This is a genomic window from Qipengyuania sp. Mu-71 (assembly GCF_036867055.1).
GTDB lineage: Bacteria > Pseudomonadota > Alphaproteobacteria > Sphingomonadales > Sphingomonadaceae > Qipengyuania > Qipengyuania profunda.
In genome coordinates this window covers 1,140,922-1,159,831 of record NZ_JBAJHR010000001.1, presented here as the reverse complement: position 1 = coordinate 1,159,831, position 18,910 = coordinate 1,140,922, and the positions used below count along the sequence as shown (strand labels likewise).

Below are 18,910 nucleotides of genomic sequence, written 5' to 3'. Positions count from 1 at the left end.
AAGTGTTTGAAAGGAAGCGAGTGACAATGGCAAGCGATAGTGGCAGCGAGACCCCTCCGGTCGTCACCCGCTTCGCTCCCTCGCCCACCGGATATCTCCATATCGGCGGCGCGCGTACGGCACTGTTCAACTGGCTCTATGCGCGGCACCATGGCGGTCGCACCTTGCTGCGCATCGAGGATACTGATCGCAAACGCAGCACGCAGGACGCCATCGACAAGATCATCGAGGGGCTCGACTGGCTCGGCCTCGACTTCGACGAACCGCCGATCTTCCAGTCCGACCGCGCCGAACGCCACGCCGAGGTCGCGCACAAGCTGCTCGACGCGGGACACGCCTACAAATGCTTCGCCACGCCCGAAGAGCTCGAGGCAATGCGCGCCGAGCAGCGCGCCAACAAGCAGCCGATGCGCTACGACCGCCGGTGGCGCGATCGCGACGCAAGCGAAGCGCCCGAGGGCGCGCCCTATGTAGTCCGCCTCAAGGTTCCGACCGATGGCGAAACCACGATCCAGGACCAGGTCCAGGGCAAGGTCACGGTGAAGAATGCCGAGATCGACGACTATGTCCTGCTGCGTGCCGATGGCACCCCCACCTATATGCTCGCGGTGGTGGTCGATGATCACGATATGGGCGTGACGCATGTGATCCGCGGCGACGATCACCTCAACAACGCCTTTCGCCAGCTGCCGGTGGTCCGCGCGATGGACCAGGTCGAAGGTAACTGGCCCGATCCGGTCTATGCGCATGTCCCGCTGATCCACGGGCCGGACGGCGCGAAGATGTCCAAGCGCCACGGCGCTGTCGGGGTCGCCGCCTATCGCGATGACGAAGGCGTCCTGCCCGAAGCGCTGTTCAACTATCTTCTCCGTCTCGGCTGGGGCCATGGCGACCGCGAAGAGATCTCGCGCGAGGAAGCGATCGAGCTGTTCGACCTCGGCGGCGTCGGCAAGGGGCCCGCGCGGTTCGACATCAAGAAGCTGCAGAACCTCAACGGCCATTACATCCGCGAAGCGGACGATGCCCGGCTGGCGAAAATCGTCGCGGAGCGGATCGGCGAACAGGCCGATGAAGCGCTGCTTGCCGAGGCGATGCCGGTGCTCAAAACGCGCGCGAAGTCCGTCAACGAACTTGTTGACGGGGCTGCATTTCTATTTGCCAAACATCCGCTCGACATGACCGAAAAAGCCGCGGGCTTGCTGGACGACGAAGCGCGCGCGCGCCTCGCCGGATTGTCCAAAATGCTGCATGTGCAAAATGACTGGACAATCGAGGCGCTGGAAGCCACTACGAAGGCCTATGCCGAGCAACTCGAACTGGGTCTTGGCAAGCTCGCGCAACCCATGCGCGCAGCGCTGACGGGGACGACAACGTCACCCGGCATTTTCGATGTGCTGGTCCTGTTGGGCAAGGAAGAGTCGCTCTTGCGTATCGATGCGCAGGCCGCCTCGCCCGCAGGCACCGAAGAGAACGAGTGAGGAGACACGCGTGGCCGACAAGCAGGCAACCCTCGATCTGGGCGGTCAGACCCAGGAATTCCCCGTGCTGCAGGGAAGCGTCGGCCCCGATGTGGTCGATATCCGTAAGCTATATGGCACCACCGGCAAGTTCACCTACGACCCGGGCTACAAGTCGACCGCCAGCTGCGAAAGCGCGCTGACCTATATCGACGGTGAAGAAGGCATCCTGCTGCACCGCGGGTATCCGATCGGCCAGCTGGCGGAAAATTCCTCCTTCATGGAAGTCTCCTACCTGCTGCTTAACGGCGAACTGCCGCAGCAGAGCGAGCTCGACGACTTCACCTACACGATCACGCGGCACACCATGCTGCACGACCAGCTGCGCCAGTTCTATCAGGGTTTCCGCCGCGACGCGCACCCTATGGCGATCATGTGCGGCGTTGTCGGCGCGCTGTCGGCCTTCTATCACGACAGCACCGACATCTCGGACCCCGAGCAGCGCAAGATCGCCAGCCACCGGCTGATCGCCAAGATGCCGACCATCGCCGCCATGGCGTATAAGTATTCGGTCGGTCAGCCGATGATGCAGCCCGACAACTCGCTGAGCTACACGGGCAATTTCCTGCGCATGACTTTCGGCGTCCCGGCCGAGGAATATGAAATTCACCCCGCCATCGAGCGCGCGATGGATCGCATTTTCATCCTCCATGCCGACCACGAACAGAACGCCTCGACCTCGACCGTGCGCCTTGCCGGTTCGTCGGGCGCCAATCCGTTCGCCTGCATCGCGGCGGGCATCGCCTGCCTGTGGGGCCCCGCGCATGGCGGCGCCAACGAAGCCGCGCTCAACATGCTGCAGGAAATCGGCACGCCCGATCGCATCCCGCATTACATCGAGCGCGCCAAGGACAAGAACGACCCGTTCCGCCTGATGGGTTTCGGCCACCGCGTGTACAAGAACTACGATCCGCGCGCGACCGTGATGCAGCAGACGCTGCGCGAAGTGTTCGAGGCGCTGAACGTCAAGGACCCGGTGTTCGAGACCGCGCTCAAGCTCGAGGAACTCGCGCTCAACGACGACTACTTCAAGGAAAAGAAGCTTTTCCCGAACGTCGACTTCTACTCGGGCATCATCCTCAACGCGATCGGCTTCCCGACGACGATGTTCACCGCGCTCTTCGCGCTTGCCCGCACCGTCGGCTGGGTCGCGCAGTGGAACGAAATGATCTCCGACCCCGCACAGGTCATCGGCCGTCCGCGCCAGCTTTACACCGGCCCGACCGAACGCGACTACGTCTCCATCAGCCAGCGCTGATATGCGCTTCGTTCTTCAGGTCTTCGGAGTGGCTTTGATGCTCTCCGGAGGCCTGTGGGCGCTCCAAGGGCTGGGCTTGGTGATGTGGCCGGCGGGAGAGCTTCATGCTCGCCGAGCAGCGCTGGGCGCTTTATGGCACCATCACCTTCCTCATCGGACTTCTGCTGTTCTGGAGGGCCGCGCGGCGGCGCTGATCAGCGCGGTTTTTCGCGCAGATCTTCCGCGGCGGGCACCGATAGGGTAAAGCGCGCGCCCTGCCCCGGCGCACTTTCGACCGTCAGATCGCCATCCATCGCGCGCGCGATCCGGCGCGAGATATACAGGCCGAGACCCGACCCCCCGTCACCGCTGCGGCCAAGACGCTCGAACTTCTCGAACACGCGTTCCTGCTGGTCTTCGCCCAGCCCGTGGCCCTGATCGGCGACGGTAATCAGCGCCCGGTTGCCGATCCGGTCGAGGCGGATCCATACCTGACTGTCGGCAGGCGAATAGCGGATCGCATTGCCCACCAGATTGAGCAGGATCTGCAACACCCGGCGAAATTCGGCGATTGCTAGCTGGCTTTCGCCTTCGGGCGGTGCGACCAGCGCAATCCCTTTCTCGCGTGCCCTCACGCCAAGGATCCCGCAGGCACGGCGCGCGACATCGGCGAGTTCAATGCGGTCGGGCGCGGTCGCGAAATCCTCCGATTCGACCACTTCGAGATCGGACAGGTCGTCGATCAGCGCGAGCAGATGCTGCGCTGCGGTGGCGATATCTGCGGCGTAGGAACTGTATTCATCCGCCAGCGGCCCGGCGAGCTTGGTGCGGATCGTCTCCGCATTGGCGATGATCCGGTTGATCGGCTGACGCAGGACAGGGGTCAGGTCGCGTCCGAAAGACGGCCCCTCGCGGTCGCCGGACTCGTCCTCATCGCCGGCACTGGACAAGGGTCGTTCGGCGGTCAGGTAGAGCACAAAGCCCGCGCTACCGGGTTGCGGTTGGCCAAGCGGTTCGAGATGTGCCGTCCAGCGGCGCGCCGACCCCTCGATCTCGCATGTCGTCCCGTCGAGCAGGCGCCAGTGCAGCGGTTGCTGGTGCGTATTGCCCGGCAGGATAACAAAATCGGTCCAGGGCTTGCCGACATGGGCCAGCGCCTTCTGAACAAATTCGGCCAGATCGGCCGCCTCGGTATCGACCGAGAGCAACCGCTGCTGCGAATCGAGCCGTGCAGTGCAGTCGGCCAGGTGCCGGTTTATCTCCATGCGCCGCCGCGCCGCTTCGATGTCGTTCTCCGGCGGCAATGCCTCGGTATGCCAGTTGACGACATCGATTGCGCAGCCCTCGGCCTCGCCCTCGTCATTCGTCTGCGGTGCGATTTCGACCCAGGCGGTAATCCGGTGTTCGCCGTCCACGGCTTCGAATTGCCGCGCAAGGCGTAGCCCATAGGTCTGCGCTTTCTCGACCAAAGCAAGCAGTTCGGGGATCGCTATACGCGTCCCGATCGAACCACCGCAGGCCTGCTGAAGCTCGGTCAGCAGGTCATCGGCTTCGACCAGCCTGGCTTCGGCATCAGTCTTCGCATGGGCGATATAGCGGGTTCCGACAGTGGTCATGGTCAGGCCGCCCCCCCCAAACCGGGTTCGGCGAGCAGCCGGCGGGCATCCTCGGACGGGAGCGCTGAGATTTCACGCGGCGGGACCGCCTGCGGATCGAGGCGCAGGACCTGCCTTTCGACCTCGGCGCTATCGAGCCCCGTGCTCCGCAGGCACAGCGCGAGGCGCGCGGTCTGCTGGTGGTTGGTTGACAGCACCGCGGCAACGCGCGTCTGGCCCGACCGCGCCGCCAGCGCAGACAGAAACAGCGCCGCACCCGCGCGGTCGATATCGAGCGCCTGCAAGGCGGAGCCGCCCATGCCGACGACCACGCGCGACAGCAGCGAAATGCGGCCCGCGCCCTCGTCGAAGACATTGCGCAGCTTGGTCTCGGCGCGGATCATGGCATCGGACCGCAACTGGCCGCTAAATGCGCGCCAGCCCATCAGCAGGTCGTGGAACAGGTCGCCGGGCAATTCGCTGAGCGGCAATTCCATGCGGCGCTGGGTCTGGGCAAAGCGCGCCTGCGCGGTGAGTGCAGCCATGGCGGTGCTGGCAAGTCCGCTGTCCTCGGCAGCGATCAGTTCCTGCACCAGCGGCGACAGCACCGGGTCGAGGCCAAATTGGCTCTCGAGCCTTTCGGTCAGCTGCCATTCGAGCGCGAGCGCATGGCAATGGGCAAGCAGCGCCGGACTGCCGAAGAAATGTTCCGCCAGCGCTTCGCCATGGCGATCGGCAAACGCCTCACGTCCACTCTGCCCGCCGGCTTCGGCCTGCGCACGCAGAACCTGCCAGGCGAGGTGGTGACACATGCCGCGAATGCGCGCGACCAGCTCGTCGCTGAACAGCGAATGGTCGGGTGTGGCGAGCAAATGCGAGAGGATCGGGCCGATCCGCGCAAGCGTGGTATTTCCCCGCGCAAGCGCCTCGCGCAGGCTCTCCTGCCCGGCGGCGGGTTCGGGGGATACAGTGTCAGGCATCGACATGGATCGCGGATATCATCGACATGGTTAAGCGCCGGTTAGTCCCGCGGTTCCAGAGTGAGAAAAAGCGTCACCAGAACCGCCAGCGCCAGCACCGCCACCACCGGCAGCGTAATTCCCAGAACGACCGCGGGGAGCAGGACCAGCGTCAGGATGACCCGATCGGCATAGCTGCGCCGCCAGCGCCTCACGCTCAGCCGCTCGCCCAGGTGCAGCAGGCCGAACAAAACGGCGGGGACGAACAGCCGTAGCCATCCGGTGTCCTCGGCAGACGCGCGGGCGATCAGGATCAGGTACAGCGGATCGAGCAGGACGGTCAGCGCCTGCACCAGCATGGGCACGCGCGGGCGCAATTGCCCCGCACTGGCCACGCGGCGGACCACCCCTTCCATTGCGAACAGCAATGCGGCGAGCGCGGCGAAACCGAAGCCCGGCACCGCCCATCCGGTCATCGCCAGCGTCAGCGCGACCAGCGCCGCGACCGCCGACCCCAGCGCCAACGCGCGCGGCAGCGTTCCGCCCATCGTGTCCTGCGCAAGGCGCGCACCCATGCGCTCGGCAATCGCGAGACCCGGTGCGGAGAACGGAGCGACATCGGCATGGCCCGCAACCCAGTTCCGCTCGCGCGTGACGAGTTCCTCGGGCGTCGGATCGCGCAGCCAGCTGAGCTCGTCGAGCAGGCGCGTTTCGAGCGGGTGCGTACGGACGCCCGATTGCAGCGCGATCCGCAGCAGCGCGGAGGGCGTATCGACATCCCCCGGCAGCTGCGCGAGCTGCTCGACCGCAGTGCCGCGCACCACCAACGCGCCCGCCCAGGCGAAATGCAGGTCGATACGCTCATAGCCGCGCTGGACCGCCGGATCCGCAGGGAAGACCAGCACGCACGGTTTGGCCAGATGCCGCATCACCGCGTCCTCATCGGGGAGGACGCCGGGCCCGAGCACCAGCATCTCATCGTTTGCCGTGACGATACCCGAAAGCTTGCGCGGTTCGCGGATGGCGATGAAACGCGCACCCGCCGCTTCGGCGCGGTGCTGAAGGTCGATGACCTCGCGCCCCACCGTATTGGCGAGGCAGGCGATGGTCTCGCATCCCGCCGCCAGCGCGATGTCGAGCTGCCGGTCAACGAGGCGCGCACCGGCGAGCATCCGGAACGGGGCCGGCACCCGGCGCGGATCGGCTTGGCTATCGAGCACGGACAGCAGGGCGACGCGCACGCTAAACTCCCGTTGCGACTGGTGGAACGAACCTGCTTCTAGGGGCGACAGCCCCTCCTCGCCAAGTCGCTCATGCCGGTTTCCCTCAGGCGCGAACGACGGTGCATGGATGGATCAGGCCTGTCCGCCCGAACGGCCCCTCCGCGCGGGAACGCGTCGCCGATGCGGCAAGGAAAGGTCCAAGGTGATACGCAATAGCCACAGGCGCGCGCCGTTGTGGTTAATTTTGGTTTATGGCCAACACCTTTGGTGGTAGATTTCATGCGATGAGAAAGCGCTCGCTGATCCAGGCCGTCGACCAGACGACCGATGACACCGCCACGGAAACCGAAGGTTCCGCGGGGGTTACCCAACCAATTTCGAACGAGACTGAAGAGGTCTTCGAAGAAGAATGGTATGCGGAGCCCGAACCGGTGCGCAGTTTTGGGTGGGTGGTCCCGGCGCTTGCCATTCTCGCGATCCTTGGCTGGACCGGTTTCTTTGGCTGGGCCCATCAGGCCGAAATTATCGCCGCCCCTGCCCCGGCCGCCTGGACCGGCCTCGTTACGCAGTGGGCGGTACCGGTGCTGCTTATCGTCTCGCTGTGGCTGCTTGCCTTGCGCAATTCCACCCGCGAGGCGCGGCGTTTTTCCGATGTTGCGCAGACGCTGTCGGCGCAATCCGCCGAACTCGAAACGCGTCTCGTCACCGTCAATCGCGAGTTGAGCCTGGCACGCGAATTCCTCGCGACTCAGACCAAGGAACTCGACTATCTCGGACGCACCGCGACCGAGCGTTTGTCCGAACATGCCGAACGCCTGCAGGCGCTTGTCGGCGAGAATGGCGAACAGGTCGACGCGATCGCCCGTGTCAGCGTTACTGCGCTGGAAAACATGGATAAACTGCGCGACAACCTGCCCGTCATCGCAAATTCCGCCAAGGACGTCTCGAACCAGATCGGCGGTGCCGGGCGCGAGGCCCAAAGCCAGCTCGACGAACTGGTCCAGGGTTTCGAACGGCTCAACGAATTCGGTTCGGCGAGCGAACGCCAGGTCGGATCGCTGCGCAAGCGGATCGACGAAGCGCTCGAGGCCTTCTCTGCGCAGGCCGACCAGCTCGGCACGATCACCACGCAGCGCTTTGCCGAACTGCGCGACAACAGCGAAAGCTTCCGCGGCGAACTCGACAGCCGCGAGGTCGCCGCGCTGGCCTCGATCCGTGCGCGCTTCGAAACCCTGCGCGACGAGATGGCCGAGGCCGATGCCGTCACCGCCAGCGAACGCGACGCGGCGATGGACAGCCTGCGCGACCGTCTCGACACCATGCGCCGGGAAACCGCCGAAGCCGCCACTGCGATCCGCGACGGCGAGGCGCATGCGCTGACCGCGTGGCGCAACCAGATCGAGGAGATGCAGGAACGGCTACGCGAAGCGATCGGCGAAGTAACGCGGATCGACGATGCCGCGCTGGACGCCGCCAATTCGCGGCTGACCGATCTGTTCGGGCAGGCCGAGACGGTCGATGCCCGCCTGATCGAGCGCAATCGCCTGTTCGCCGAAGAGACCGGGCGCCGGCAGTCCGAATTGTCACAGGCGGAGGAAGCCGCGCATGCGCAGCTGACCGAGCGTCTTGCGGTGCTCGACGAAGCGATCGCCGAACGTCGTGCGGCGCAGGCCGAACAGCTGGCGCTGATGGCCGCCGAAGGAGACGAGCTGGGCGAACGGATCGCCGCGCTCGGCCCGATGTTTCAGGCCATTTCGGCACAGGGACGCGAGGCGCGCGTGGAGCTTACCGCCGGCATTGCGGCGCTGACCGCCAAGCTCGACGAAAGTCGCGGCGCGCTCGACGACACCGATGGTGCGGTCTCCGACCTGACCGATGCCAGCGTCCGCCTGCTCGAGCTTATCCAGGCGAGCGCCAAGCACAGCCGTGACGATTTGCCCGTGGCGATGGAAGCGAGCGAGGCGCGCCTTGCCGAAATCGAACGGCGGGCCGAAGACGTCAAAAACCTGCTCGACCAGGCCAAATCGGCGGGCGAAGCGCTCACCGCGAGCATGGACACCGCCGACCTGCGCAGCCGCGAGGCGATGGCCGGGGTCGAGGACTTCCATACGCGCTTCGGCGACACTTCCGCCTCGCAGGTCGAAGGGATCGAGCGCCTGCGCGGTAGCCTCGCCGAGCTGGGCGAGGAAAGCGCGGCAATCTCGGCCCGCGCACAGGGCGAATTGCGCGATGCGATCGGTGCGCTGGAAACAAGTGCGCGCGACGCGCTCGCCGCAATCGAGACCGAGCAGGCCGAACGGATCGCGCATATCGCCAGTAAAGTCGGCGAACAAAGCGCCCAGGCCATCGACGAGGCGCTACGCGAGCACACCGTGGAAGCGATCAGCTCACTCGATCTGGCTACCGAACGCTCGGCCGAGGGCGGCCGCGAAGTCATGCGCCAACTGCGCGACCAGCTGGCCAAGGTCAACGAGCTGACCGGCAATCTGGAAAACCGCATCTCGCATGCGCGCGAGCGCGCGACCGAGGATGTCGACAACGATTTCTCCCGCCGGGTCGCGCTGATCACCGAGAGCCTGAATTCGAACGCCATCGACATCGCCAAGGTGCTGTCGACCGAGGTCACCGATACCGCCTGGGCCAGCTATCTGCGCGGCGACCGCGGTATCTTCACCCGGCGCGCGGTGCGGCTGCTCGACAATACCGAAGCGCGCGAGATCGCCGAACTCTACGACGCCGACCACGATTTCCGCGAGCATGTCAGTCGTTACATCCACGATTTCGAGGCTATGTTGCGGACCATGCTGTCGACCCGCGACGGCAATGCGGTCAGCGTTACGCTGCTCAGCAGCGATATGGGCAAGCTCTACGTGGTGCTCGCACAGGCGCTGGAACGCCTGCGGCAGTAATCACTCGAAGGATGGCCCCCAAACGGCGAGGTCGTCGATGGTGATCCAGCCATTGATGTAGTTCAGCACATAGGCGGCGGTGACGATGGCCGCGAGGATCGCCGCGCGTCCCAGGAGCCGCCACCCACGAAATTCGACCGGGGCGCTGTCGGCCTGACCGGGGATCTTCGCCACCCCCGCCTCGTCATGCGTGCGCACGCCGAAGGGCAGCAGCACGAAGGCGCTGAAGACGAAGAACAGGAAATAGATCGCGACTATGCTGGTCCATTGCATCGACCGGTCTCCTACAGGTTGGGCACGATCACGCGGACCTGCGGGCGCTTGCCCGACCAGCGCTGCGCCGCGCGCCGTGCAGCCAGACGCGCCGCTTCGTGCACGCTGGCTTCATTGCGCCGGTCGGCGCCGCGCAGCTTGCCGATGGCCGCGCGGATATCGCTGACCGCCTCGGCGACGAAGCTCTCGTAATCCTCGTCGAGCGGAAGTCCGAGACTGTCGATGCGGGGGTTGAGATCGCCGTCGAGCGCCACGATCACCACGCCTTCGCGCATGATCCGGCGGCGCATGGCAATCGCCTCGCCATTGGCAGGTACGATGATGTCGCCGTCGAGGACGAGACGCCCCGCCTTGACCTCGGCAATCTTCCCCGGTGCGCCGGGCGCGAGGCGGACAAGGTCGCCATTCTGCTGCACGACCTGTTCGGGGATGCCGCTGGCCTCCCCGACGCGGCCCTGTTCCTGCATGTGCCGCATCTCGCCATGGACGGGGACAAGGATTTCGGGCCGCAGCCAGCCATAGAGCGCTTCGAGTTCGGGACGCCCGGGATGGCCCGATACGTGGATCATGCTCTGTCGGTCGGTGACCATGGTGATGCCGCGCGCCGCGAGCTTGTTCTGCACGATCCCGATGGACAGTTCATTGCCCGGGATCTGCCGGCTCGAAAACAGCACGACATCGCCGGCGACCAGCTCGATCGGGTGGTTTTCGTCCGCCACCCGGGCCAGCGCAGCGCGGGGTTCGCCCTGGCCGCCGGTGGCGAGGATGAGTATCTCGCCCCGCGGCAATCCCATGGCGGTATCAAAATCGACCGGCTCAGGGAAATCCTCGAGATAGCCATTGTCCTGCGCCACCTCGATGATGCGGTCGAGCGAACGCCCTGCAACGCACACCTGGCGCCCGGTTTCGCGTGCGACATCGCCCAGCGTCTGCAGCCGCGCGACATTGCTGGCGAAAGTCGTCACCAGCACGCGCTTGCCTGCATGCCGCTGGACTTCTTCGAGCAGCCCCTTGTGGACCGCGCCTTCGGATCCGCTGGGCGCGGGATTGAAGACATTGGTGCTGTCGCAGACCAGTGCGAGCACGCCCTCGTCGCCGATCTCGGTCAGCTCTGCCTCGGTCGTCGGCTCGCCGATGATCGGATCTTCGTCGAGCTTCCAGTCGCCCGTATGGAAAATGCGTCCGTGCGGCGTGTCGATCAGCAGCGCATTGCCCTCGGCGATCGAATGCGCAAGCGGGAGATAGGTGATCTCGAACGGGCCGACTTCGAAGCTGCCGTGGTCGTCGGGGATCACATGCAGTTCGACCTCGTCGACCAGTCCCGCCTCGGACAGTTTGCGGCGGACAAGGTCGGCAGTGAACGGCGTGGCATAGATCGGCACGCCCAGATCGGCCGCGAAGTAAGGCACTGCGCCGATATGATCCTCATGCGCATGGGTCAGCACGATCGCGTCGAGTTGCTTGCTGCGTTCTTCGATGAATTCCAGATCGGCGAAGACCAGGTCGACCCCCGGATACTGGTCCCCCGAAAAGGTCATGCCCAGATCGACCATCAGCCACCGGCCCTGGCAACCGTAGAGGTTGACGTTCATGCCGATTTCGCCCGAGCCGCCAAGCGCGAGGAACAGCAGTTCGTCTTCGGGAGTGAAATCCTTCTTCACGCTGCACGCTCCGCAAGTATGGCGAGTCCGTCGAGAGTCAGGTCGGAATCGACCGCATCGAACAGCTCGGTATGTTCGTCGAACAGGATCGCCAGCCCGCCGGTGGCGACTACTTTGACGGGCCGCCCGATTTCCTTCTTCATCCGTGCAATCAGGCCTTCGATAAGCCCGACATAGCCCCAGAACACGCCAATCAGCATCTGGTCTTCGGTATTGCGCCCGATGACGCTGTCGCTGGCCGGCTTCTCGATTGCAATGCGCGGCAGTTTGGCGGTGTTGCCGACCAGCGCGTCGAGCGACAAATTGATCCCGGGCGCGATGATCCCGCCCTTGTAGGCGCCGGTGAAATCTACCGCGTCGAATGTGGTGGCGGTGCCGAAATCGATGACGATCAGGTCGCCGTCATACTTCCGGTGCGCAGCGATCGTGTTGAGCGCGCGATCGGCGCCGAGCGAACTGGGCTGTTCGATGTCGAGCTCGAAGCCCCAGTCGGCCGCCCCCTGCCCCGCGATCAGCGGCGTGATGCCGAGGTACTTTTCGGACAGGACGGTGAGGTTGTGGACCGCGCGCGGAACGACCGAACCGATGATGACCTGGTCGATATCGCCGCTGCTGAACCCCTGGAACTCGGCCAGTTGCAGCAGCCAGACCGCGTATTCATCGCCCGTCCGGCGCGGGTCCGAGGCGATCCGCCACCGGGCCTTGATCTCGCGTCCATCGATCAGGGCGAAGACCACATTGGTGTTTCCGACATCGGCGGCGAGCAGCATGGCTCAACTTTCCTCGTTCTGGAGCATAACGTCACCTGCATGGATGACACGGGTCGAACCATCCGCCAAGCGCAGCGAGAGGGCCCCGTCGGGTGTAAGCCCGCCAAACGCGCCTTCGATCCGCTCCTCGCCCGGAGGCTGGACCACCAGCGGCGTACCGAGCGGATGGGCGACGCTTTCCCAGCGCCGCGCAAGCGGTTCGAGGCCGTAGGTCCGCCACCGGTCGAGTTCGCGCGCGAAAGCGGCCGCCAGCGAATGGGCAAACATGTCGCGATCGGGAGCGGGCCCGTAATCGGCCAGCGACGCGGTCTTGCGATCGGGCAGATCGGGAGCCGCCGCCAGGTTCACGCCCATGCCGACGATGATTGCATCGCCTTCGCGCTCGAGCAGGATGCCCGACAATTTGGCGCTATCGAGCATCAGGTCGTTGGGCCATTTGAGCCGCAGCTTCGCGGGCTCCGCCAGCAGCGCGGCCACCGCCTCGTAGGCCGCCACGGCTGCGACGAGCGCTAGCGTGGCCGGGCTCGGATCGCGCGGTGACATGCGCACCAGCGTCGATCCCATGAAATTGCCCGTGCTGTCGAACCAGCTGCGCGCCTGCCGCCCGCGTCCGGCGAACTGCCGGTCGGCGACCAACCAGTGGCCCTCGGGCACGGTCTCGCCGGCGCGCAGTTGCGCGGCGAGGTCCGAATTGGTCGAGCCGGTTTCGGCGACGAAGCGGATCACGCAGCCGCGATGAACGAGGCGGCGGCCTGGGCGGTCCACTCACCCAGCGGGATGGTCAGCAGATAGCCGAGCGGCGAGAGGATCGCCACGCACAGTCCCAGCACCACCCAGTGGCTCAGCGGACTCTTGCTTTCGACCGCGCGCGTGGGCTCGTCGAAGAACATCACCTTGATGAACTTGAGGTAGTAGAACGCCCCGATCACGCTGGCAGCGATCCCGATCGCGGCCAGCGCGACCAGATCGGCCTGCACCGCGGCCTGGAAGACCACGAACTTGCCCCAGAAACCGAACAGCGGCGGGATGCCGGCAAGGCTGAACATCATCACGAGCAGCGACCAGGCCAATGCCGGGCGCATGGTCGACAGGCCGGCGATGTCCGCGAAGGTTTCGAGATTCTGGCCTTCGGGATCGCGCAGCATCAGCAGCGCGGTAAAGCTGCCGACGGTCATCGCGACATAGATCGCGAGATAGGTCAGCACGCTCGCCACACCCGCAGGGGTGGCTGCGGCCAGGCCGATCAGGATGAAGCCGACATTGTTGATCGAGGAATAGGCGAGCAAACGCTTGAGGTTCTGCTGCCCGATCGCGCCAAGCGCGCCGACCACGACCGAAGCGAGCGCGGCGAAGATCACGATCTGGCGCCAGCTGTCGACCTCACCCGCAAACGGGTCCATCGCGATGCGCACCAGCATGCCCATCGCCGCGACCTTGGGGGCCGTGGCGAAGAACGCGGTGACCGGCGTGGGCGCGCCTTCATAGACGTCGGGCGTCCACATGTGGAACGGCACCGCGCTGATCTTGAAGGCCAGACCCGCAAGCACAAAGACCACCCCGAACAACGCACCGGTCGAGAAATCGGCTTCGAAGGCGGCGCGGATACCGTCGTAATTGGTCGAACCGGTAAAGCCGTAGACGAGGCTCACGCCGTAAAGGATGATCCCCGAAGCCAGCGCGCCGAGCACGAAATACTTGAGGCCCGCTTCGCTCGATCGGCCGTCCTGACGTAGGAAGCTGGCGAGGACGTAGCTCGACAGGCTCGACATCTCGAGACCGATATAGAGCGTCATCAGATCGGTGGCGGACACCATCATGCCCATCCCGACCGCGTTGAAGATCATCAGCACGGGATATTCGGCGCGGTAGCTGCCCGTCTGCGCGAAGAAGCGCGGGGTGACCACCAGCACGGCCGCCGAGGCGAGATAGATCAGGATCTTGGCGAAACTGCCAAAGGCATCCGCGCGGTAGAGATCGCCGAAGGCACGGCCGGCGACTTCACCGGTGGCGCGATCGAACAGGCTCATGCTGAAGAGCGCCGCACCGACCAGCGCGGCAACCGTGACGATCGTGAGCATGCGCGCAGACCGGGTTCCGGTCCAGGCGGCCACCAGCAGCATGACCAGCCCGGTGAGCGACAGGCCGACTTCGGCGCCGGTGAGATAAAGCGAGGTGGCGTAGGACATCAGTGCGCTCCCTCCTCACCATGGCTTTCGCCATGGGTCGCCGCGACATAGTTCGCACTGTGCTCGCGCGGCGTACCGACGACGTTATCGGCGTCGAAATCGGGGGCGGCGCGCGCCACGCGCGCCTCAAGAGCGGCAATATCCTGACGCATGGGGGCTAGGAAGCTTTCCGGATAGACGCCCATCCACAGCACGGCGGCTGCGATCGGCGCGAGCATGGCCCATTCGCGGGCGTTGAGGTCGGGCATGCGGGCGGCATCTTCATTGACCTGCAGCCCGAAGACGACGCGGCGGTAGAGATACAGCATGTAGGCGGCGCCGAGGATGATCCCCGTGGTGCACACCAGCGTGACCAGCGTGGAGACCTTGTAGAGGCCCGCCAACGCGAGGAATTCGCCGACGAAGTTGCTGGTGCCCGGCAGGCCGATCGAGGCCATGGTGAACAGCAGGAAGAACAGCGCATAGCGCGGCATGTTGATCGCCAGACCGCCATAGCGCGCGATCTCGCGCGTGTGCAGCCGGTCGTAGATGACGCCGACGCACAGAAACAGCGCGCCCGAGACCAGCCCGTGGCCCAGCATCACCATCACCGCGCCCTCGATGCCCTGCGCGTTGAACGCGAAGATGCCCGCAGTCACGATCGCCATATGCGCGACCGAGGAATAGGCGATGAGCTTCTTCATGTCGCTCTGCACCAGCGCGACGAGCGAGGTGTAGATTACCGCGATCATCGACAGCACGAAAACGAACCAGGTGAACTGTGCGCTCGCTTCGGGGAACATCGGCAGGCTGAAGCGGATGAAACCGTAGCCGCCCAGCTTGAGCAGCACACCCGCGAGGATGACCGACCCGGCAGTCGGGGCCTGCACGTGGGCATCGGGCAGCCAGGTATGCACCGGCCACATCGGCATCTTGACCGCGAAGCTGGCAAAGAAGGCGAGCCACAGCCAGGTCTGCGCCTGCGGGGCGAAATCGTAGTTCAGCAGCGTCGGGATGTCGGTCGTGCCCGCTTCGTTCACCATCCACATCATGGCGATCAGCATCAGCACCGAGCCGAGCAGCGTGTAGAGGAAGAACTTATACGACGCGTAGATCCGGTTATCGCCGCCCCATACGCCGATGATCAGATACATCGGGATCAGGCCGGCTTCGAAGAAGATGTAGAACAGGAACATGTCCTGCGCGGCAAACACGCCGATCATCAGCACTTCCATGAACAGGAAGGCGCTCATGTATTCGCCGACGCGCTTGCTGATCGAATCCCAGCTCGCGAGGATGCAGATCGGCATCAGGAACACGCTGAGCATGATCAGCATCAGCGCGATCCCGTCGATCCCCAGCGCATAGCTGAAGCCCGCGAAGATCTCCGCGCGCTCGGTGAACTGCCACTGCGCGCCGCCGATATCGTAATTGAGCCACAGCAACACGCCGAGCGCGAGATCGATCAGCGTGGCTACCAGTGCGACCATGCGCGCGGTGTGCGCCCCGAGGAACAGGCAGGCAATTGCGCCGGCCAGCGGCACGGCGAGCATCAGCGAAAGGATGGGAAACTCCATCAGAACAGCACCCAGGTGATCGCGGCGACGAGCCCGAGGAGCATCACCAGCGCATAGCTATAGAGGTAACCGGTCTGGAACCGGCGGGCACCCACCGCGCCCTTCTCGACCACCCAGGCGATGCCATTGGGGCCGAAGCGGTCGATCGTGCCGACATCGCCAAGCTTCCAGAACTGGCGGCCGAGCCAGAAGGCCGGCACCACGAAGAGGTAGTGATAGAGCTCGTCGAAATACCACTTGTTGTAGAGGAAGCGGTAGATCGGGCCGAGTTGCTCGGCCGTTTTGCCCGGAATGCTGGTGTCCTTGATATAGGCCAGCCAGGCAACGAACAGGCCGATCACCATCACGATGAAAGCGGCGTACTTCACCAGATAGGGCACGCCGTGCATCGCGTGGATCAGCGGCTCGTTATAGAAAATCGAGCTGCCCCAGAATGCGGCATCGTCGAGGAATGTCGGCGCGAACAGCTGTCCTGCCAGCACTGCCCCGATCGACAGCACGCCAAGCGGGATCAGCATCGTCAGCGGGCTTTCATGCGGATGATAGCCGCCGGTGGTGTCCTCGCCCGCTTCCGCCGGGGTCTTGTGGACGCTGTGCTGGATATGCTCGCTCTCGATCCAGCGCGGCTTGCCCCAGAAGGTGAGGAACATCAGGCGCCAGCTGTAGAAGCTGGTCAGCAGCGCGGCGAAAGTGCCCATCCAGAAAGCGAAATTGCCCAGCTCGGTCCCGCGGCCATACGCCACTTCGAGGATCGCATCCTTCGACCAGAAACCGGCGAAGCCCGCACCGAGGTGATAGATGCCGACGCCGGTGATCGCCAGCGTCCCCATCATCATCGCCCAGAAGGTCAGCGGGATGTGTTTCCGCAGTTGGCCGTAATAGCGCATGTCCTGTTCGTGGTGCATCGCATGGATGACCGAGCCCGCACCCAGGAACAGCAGCGCCTTGAAGAAGGCATGCGTGAACAGGTGGAACATCGCACCGCCATAGGCACCGACGCCTGCCGCGAAGAACATGTAGCCGAGCTGCGAACAGGTCGAATAGGCGATCACGCGCTTGATGTCCCACTGCACCGTGCCGACGGTGGCGGCAAAGATGCAGGTGGCGGCGCCGACGAAGGTCACCATGGCCAGCGCAACCGGGGCGGTCTCGAACATGGGCGAAAGGCGGCAGACCATGAACACGCCCGCGGTCACCATGGTCGCGGCATGGATCAGCGCGGACACCGGCGTCGGGCCTTCCATCGCATCGGGCAGCCAGGTGTGCAGGCCGAGCTGCGCCGATTTGCCCATCGCGCCGATGAACAGCAGGATGCACAGCGCATCCATCGTCTGCACGCTGTAACCGAGGAACCCGATGGTCGCCCCGCTCATGCCCGGTGCGGCAGCGAGGATCTCGCTGATCGAGACGGTGTCGAACACCAGATAGGTGCCGAAGATGCCGAGCATGAAGCCGAGGTCGCCCACGCGGTTGACCACGAAGGCCTTGATCGCGGCGGCATTGGCCGACGGCTTGCGGAACCAGAAGCCGATCAGCAGGTAGGACGCCAGCCCCACCCCTTCCCATCCGAAGAACATCTGGACGAGATTGTCGGCGGTCACCAGCATCAGCATGGCGAAGGTGAACAGCGAGAGATAGGCGAAGAACCGCGGCTGGTCCGGGTCCTCGTCCATATAGCCCCAGCTATAGAGGTGGACGAGCGCGGAGACGGTGTTGATCACCACCAGCATGATCGCGGTGAGCGTATCGACGCGCAGTGCCCAGTCGAAGGCAAGCGTGCCCGACTGGACCCAGGTCAGCACCGGCACCACAGTCGGTTCGGCAGTGCCGTTGACGAAGCCGAGGAAGATCGGCCAGCTGAGCGCCGCGCTGATGAACAGCGCGCCGGTTGTGATCGACTTGGCGAACACGCTCGGCGCGGCCTTGTTGGTCAGGCCGGCGACGATCGCCGCGATCAGCGGCAGGAAGACGATGACGAGAATTTCCACCGTGGCTTACCCCTTCAGCCGGTCGACGTCGTCGACCGCGATCGTACCGCGGCCACGGAAATAGATGACGAGAATGGCCAGTCCGACCGCGGCCTCGCCCGCCGCCACGGTAAGCACGAACATCGCGAAGACCTGTCCGACGAGATCGCCAAGATAGGCACTGAAGGCCACCAGCTGGATGTTCACGCTCAGCAGGATCAGCTCGATCGCCATCAGGATGACGATGATGTTCTTGCGGTTGAGGAAGATGCCCAGCACGCCGAGTACGAACAGGATCGCGCTGACGACGATATAATGCTCGATGCCGATCACAGCTCGATCCCCTTGCCCACTTCGGGCTGCTTCATGACGGTCGCCTCGTCGGGATTGCGGCGGACCTGCTTGGTGATGTTCTGGTGCCCGCGCGCGCCATCGGGGCGCTGGCGGTGGGTCAACACGATCGCGCCGACCATGGCGACGAGCAGGATGAGGCCCGCCGCTTCGAACAGGAACAGATAGTCGCGATACAGCACCGCGCCGATGCTGGCGGTGTTCGAGGCACCGAGGATCGGAGCTGCCGCCCCGCTTGCCACGCCCAGCTCGATCCGGCCCGCCTGGTAGGCTCCGATACCGAAGATCAGCTCGGCCGCAAGCACCAGCGCAATCGCGATGCCGAACGGGAAATTCTTGACGAAACCGGCGCGCAGTTCGGTAAAATCGATGTCGAGCATCATTACCACGAACAGGAACAACACCGCGACCGCGCCGACATAGACGATCACCAGCAGCGCGGCGATGAACTCCGCCCCGACGAGGACCATCAGGCCCGCGGCGTTGAAGAAGGCGAGGATCAGCCACAGCACCGAATGCACCGGGTTGCGCGCCATGATGACCATGACGGCGCTGGCGATGACGAGCGCGGCGAACAGATAAAAGGCGAGAGTCTGTATCACTTTTCCCTCAAACCTCTTTGGTCATCCCCGCGAAGGCGGGGGTCCTGATAACATTGCTTGGCGCCACTTCCGCCGGATGGATCCCCGCCTGCGCGGGGACGACG

General features: G+C 64.7%; 15 protein-coding genes. 3 read left to right on the top strand and 12 right to left on the bottom strand.

Going from position 1 to position 18,910, the window contains the following annotated elements; all coding sequences use genetic code 11:
* The first annotated feature begins 26 nt into the window (after positions 1–26).
* Together gltX and V6B15_RS05740 are read left to right on the top strand one after the other, a co-directional pair.
* Positions 27–1,478 (top strand): glutamate--tRNA ligase, encoded by a 1,452-nt coding sequence (gltX, locus tag V6B15_RS05745; protein ID WP_334200376.1) that lies wholly within the window; start codon positions 27–29, stop codon positions 1,476–1,478.
* 10 nt (positions 1,479–1,488) lie between these two features.
* Positions 1,489–2,775, top strand: a complete 1,287-nt coding sequence (locus V6B15_RS05740; protein WP_253515533.1) for a citrate synthase — start codon at positions 1,489–1,491, stop codon at positions 2,773–2,775.
* A gap of 194 nt (positions 2,776–2,969) precedes the next feature.
* Here V6B15_RS05740 and V6B15_RS05735 read toward each other — a convergent pair whose 3' ends face one another.
* Genes V6B15_RS05735 through V6B15_RS05725 form a run of 3 tightly spaced genes read right to left on the bottom strand, consistent with a single transcriptional unit; the run spans position 2,970 to position 6,549 of the window.
* Positions 2,970–4,370: a sensor histidine kinase gene (locus V6B15_RS05735; RefSeq protein ID WP_334200375.1), complete on the bottom strand. Its 1,401-nt coding sequence runs from the start codon at positions 4,368–4,370 to the stop codon at positions 2,970–2,972.
* Between the two features lie 2 nt (positions 4,371–4,372).
* Positions 4,373–5,329, bottom strand: a complete 957-nt coding sequence (locus tag V6B15_RS05730) for a hypothetical protein (RefSeq protein ID WP_334200374.1) — start codon at positions 5,327–5,329, stop codon at positions 4,373–4,375.
* 41 nt (positions 5,330–5,370) lie between these two features.
* On the bottom strand, positions 5,371–6,549 hold the full coding sequence (locus V6B15_RS05725) for a hypothetical protein (protein WP_334200373.1): 1,179 nt from the start codon (positions 6,547–6,549) through the stop codon (positions 5,371–5,373).
* 266 nt (positions 6,550–6,815) lie between these two features.
* Here V6B15_RS05725 and V6B15_RS05720 point away from each other — a divergent pair, with 266 nt between their 5' ends.
* Positions 6,816–9,440: an ATPase gene (locus tag V6B15_RS05720; RefSeq protein ID WP_334200372.1), complete on the top strand. Its 2,625-nt coding sequence runs from the start codon at positions 6,816–6,818 to the stop codon at positions 9,438–9,440.
* Here the strand turns inward: V6B15_RS05720 and V6B15_RS05715 are convergent, their stop codons facing one another.
* Genes V6B15_RS05715 through V6B15_RS05675 form a run of 9 tightly spaced genes read right to left on the bottom strand, consistent with a single transcriptional unit; the run spans position 9,441 to position 18,806 of the window.
* The gene (locus V6B15_RS05715) at positions 9,441–9,713 is read right to left on the bottom strand and encodes a DUF1467 family protein (protein WP_320180165.1); all 273 of its coding nucleotides are present in this window, start codon (positions 9,711–9,713) and stop codon (positions 9,441–9,443) included.
* Positions 9,714–9,724: 11 nt separating this feature from the next.
* Entirely contained in the window at positions 9,725–11,374 is a 1,650-nt protein-coding gene (locus V6B15_RS05710; protein WP_334200371.1) for a ribonuclease J, read from the bottom strand.
* Complete coding sequence (locus V6B15_RS05705; RefSeq protein ID WP_334200370.1) at positions 11,371–12,144, bottom strand: type III pantothenate kinase; 774 nt, start codon at positions 12,142–12,144, stop codon at positions 11,371–11,373. The genes V6B15_RS05710 and V6B15_RS05705 overlap by 4 nt, the downstream gene beginning before the upstream one ends.
* 3 nt (positions 12,145–12,147) lie before the next feature.
* The gene (locus V6B15_RS05700) at positions 12,148–12,870 is read right to left on the bottom strand and encodes a biotin--[acetyl-CoA-carboxylase] ligase (RefSeq protein WP_334201331.1); all 723 of its coding nucleotides are present in this window, start codon (positions 12,868–12,870) and stop codon (positions 12,148–12,150) included.
* Positions 12,867–14,330, bottom strand: a complete 1,464-nt coding sequence (gene nuoN, locus V6B15_RS05695; protein WP_334200369.1) for an NADH-quinone oxidoreductase subunit NuoN — start codon at positions 14,328–14,330, stop codon at positions 12,867–12,869. The genes V6B15_RS05700 and nuoN overlap by 4 nt, the downstream gene beginning before the upstream one ends.
* Positions 14,330–15,886 (bottom strand): NADH-quinone oxidoreductase subunit M, encoded by a 1,557-nt coding sequence (locus V6B15_RS05690; RefSeq protein ID WP_334200368.1) that lies wholly within the window; start codon positions 15,884–15,886, stop codon positions 14,330–14,332. The genes nuoN and V6B15_RS05690 overlap by 1 nt, the downstream gene beginning before the upstream one ends.
* Complete coding sequence (nuoL, locus tag V6B15_RS05685; RefSeq protein ID WP_334200367.1) at positions 15,886–17,874, bottom strand: NADH-quinone oxidoreductase subunit L; 1,989 nt, start codon at positions 17,872–17,874, stop codon at positions 15,886–15,888. The genes V6B15_RS05690 and nuoL overlap by 1 nt, the downstream gene beginning before the upstream one ends.
* A gap of 6 nt (positions 17,875–17,880) precedes the next feature.
* A complete protein-coding gene (gene nuoK, locus V6B15_RS05680) occupies positions 17,881–18,186 on the bottom strand; it encodes an NADH-quinone oxidoreductase subunit NuoK (RefSeq protein WP_253515517.1) in 306 nt (101 codons plus the stop codon).
* Positions 18,183–18,806 (bottom strand): NADH-quinone oxidoreductase subunit J, encoded by a 624-nt coding sequence (locus V6B15_RS05675; protein WP_334200366.1) that lies wholly within the window; start codon positions 18,804–18,806, stop codon positions 18,183–18,185. Before V6B15_RS05675 ends, nuoK begins: the two co-directional genes overlap by 4 nt.
* Positions 18,807–18,910 lie beyond the last annotated feature (104 nt).

Coding starts and splice junctions, on each gene's coding strand:
- gltX (WP_334200376.1), top strand. CDS start 27: ATGGCAAGCGATAGTGGCAGCGAGACCCCTCCGGTCGTCACCCGCTTC.
- V6B15_RS05735 (WP_334200375.1), bottom strand. CDS start 4,370: ATGACCACTGTCGGAACCCGCTATATCGCCCATGCGAAGACTGATGCC.
- V6B15_RS05730 (WP_334200374.1), bottom strand. CDS start 5,329: ATGCCTGACACTGTATCCCCCGAACCCGCCGCCGGGCAGGAGAGCCTG.
- V6B15_RS05720 (WP_334200372.1), top strand. CDS start 6,816: ATGAGAAAGCGCTCGCTGATCCAGGCCGTCGACCAGACGACCGATGAC.
- V6B15_RS05715 (WP_320180165.1), bottom strand. CDS start 9,713: ATGCAATGGACCAGCATAGTCGCGATCTATTTCCTGTTCTTCGTCTTC.
- V6B15_RS05705 (WP_334200370.1), bottom strand. CDS start 12,144: ATGCTGCTCGCCGCCGATGTCGGAAACACCAATGTGGTCTTCGCCCTG.
- nuoN (WP_334200369.1), bottom strand. CDS start 14,330: ATGTCCTACGCCACCTCGCTTTATCTCACCGGCGCCGAAGTCGGCCTG.
- V6B15_RS05690 (WP_334200368.1), bottom strand. CDS start 15,886: ATGGAGTTTCCCATCCTTTCGCTGATGCTCGCCGTGCCGCTGGCCGGC.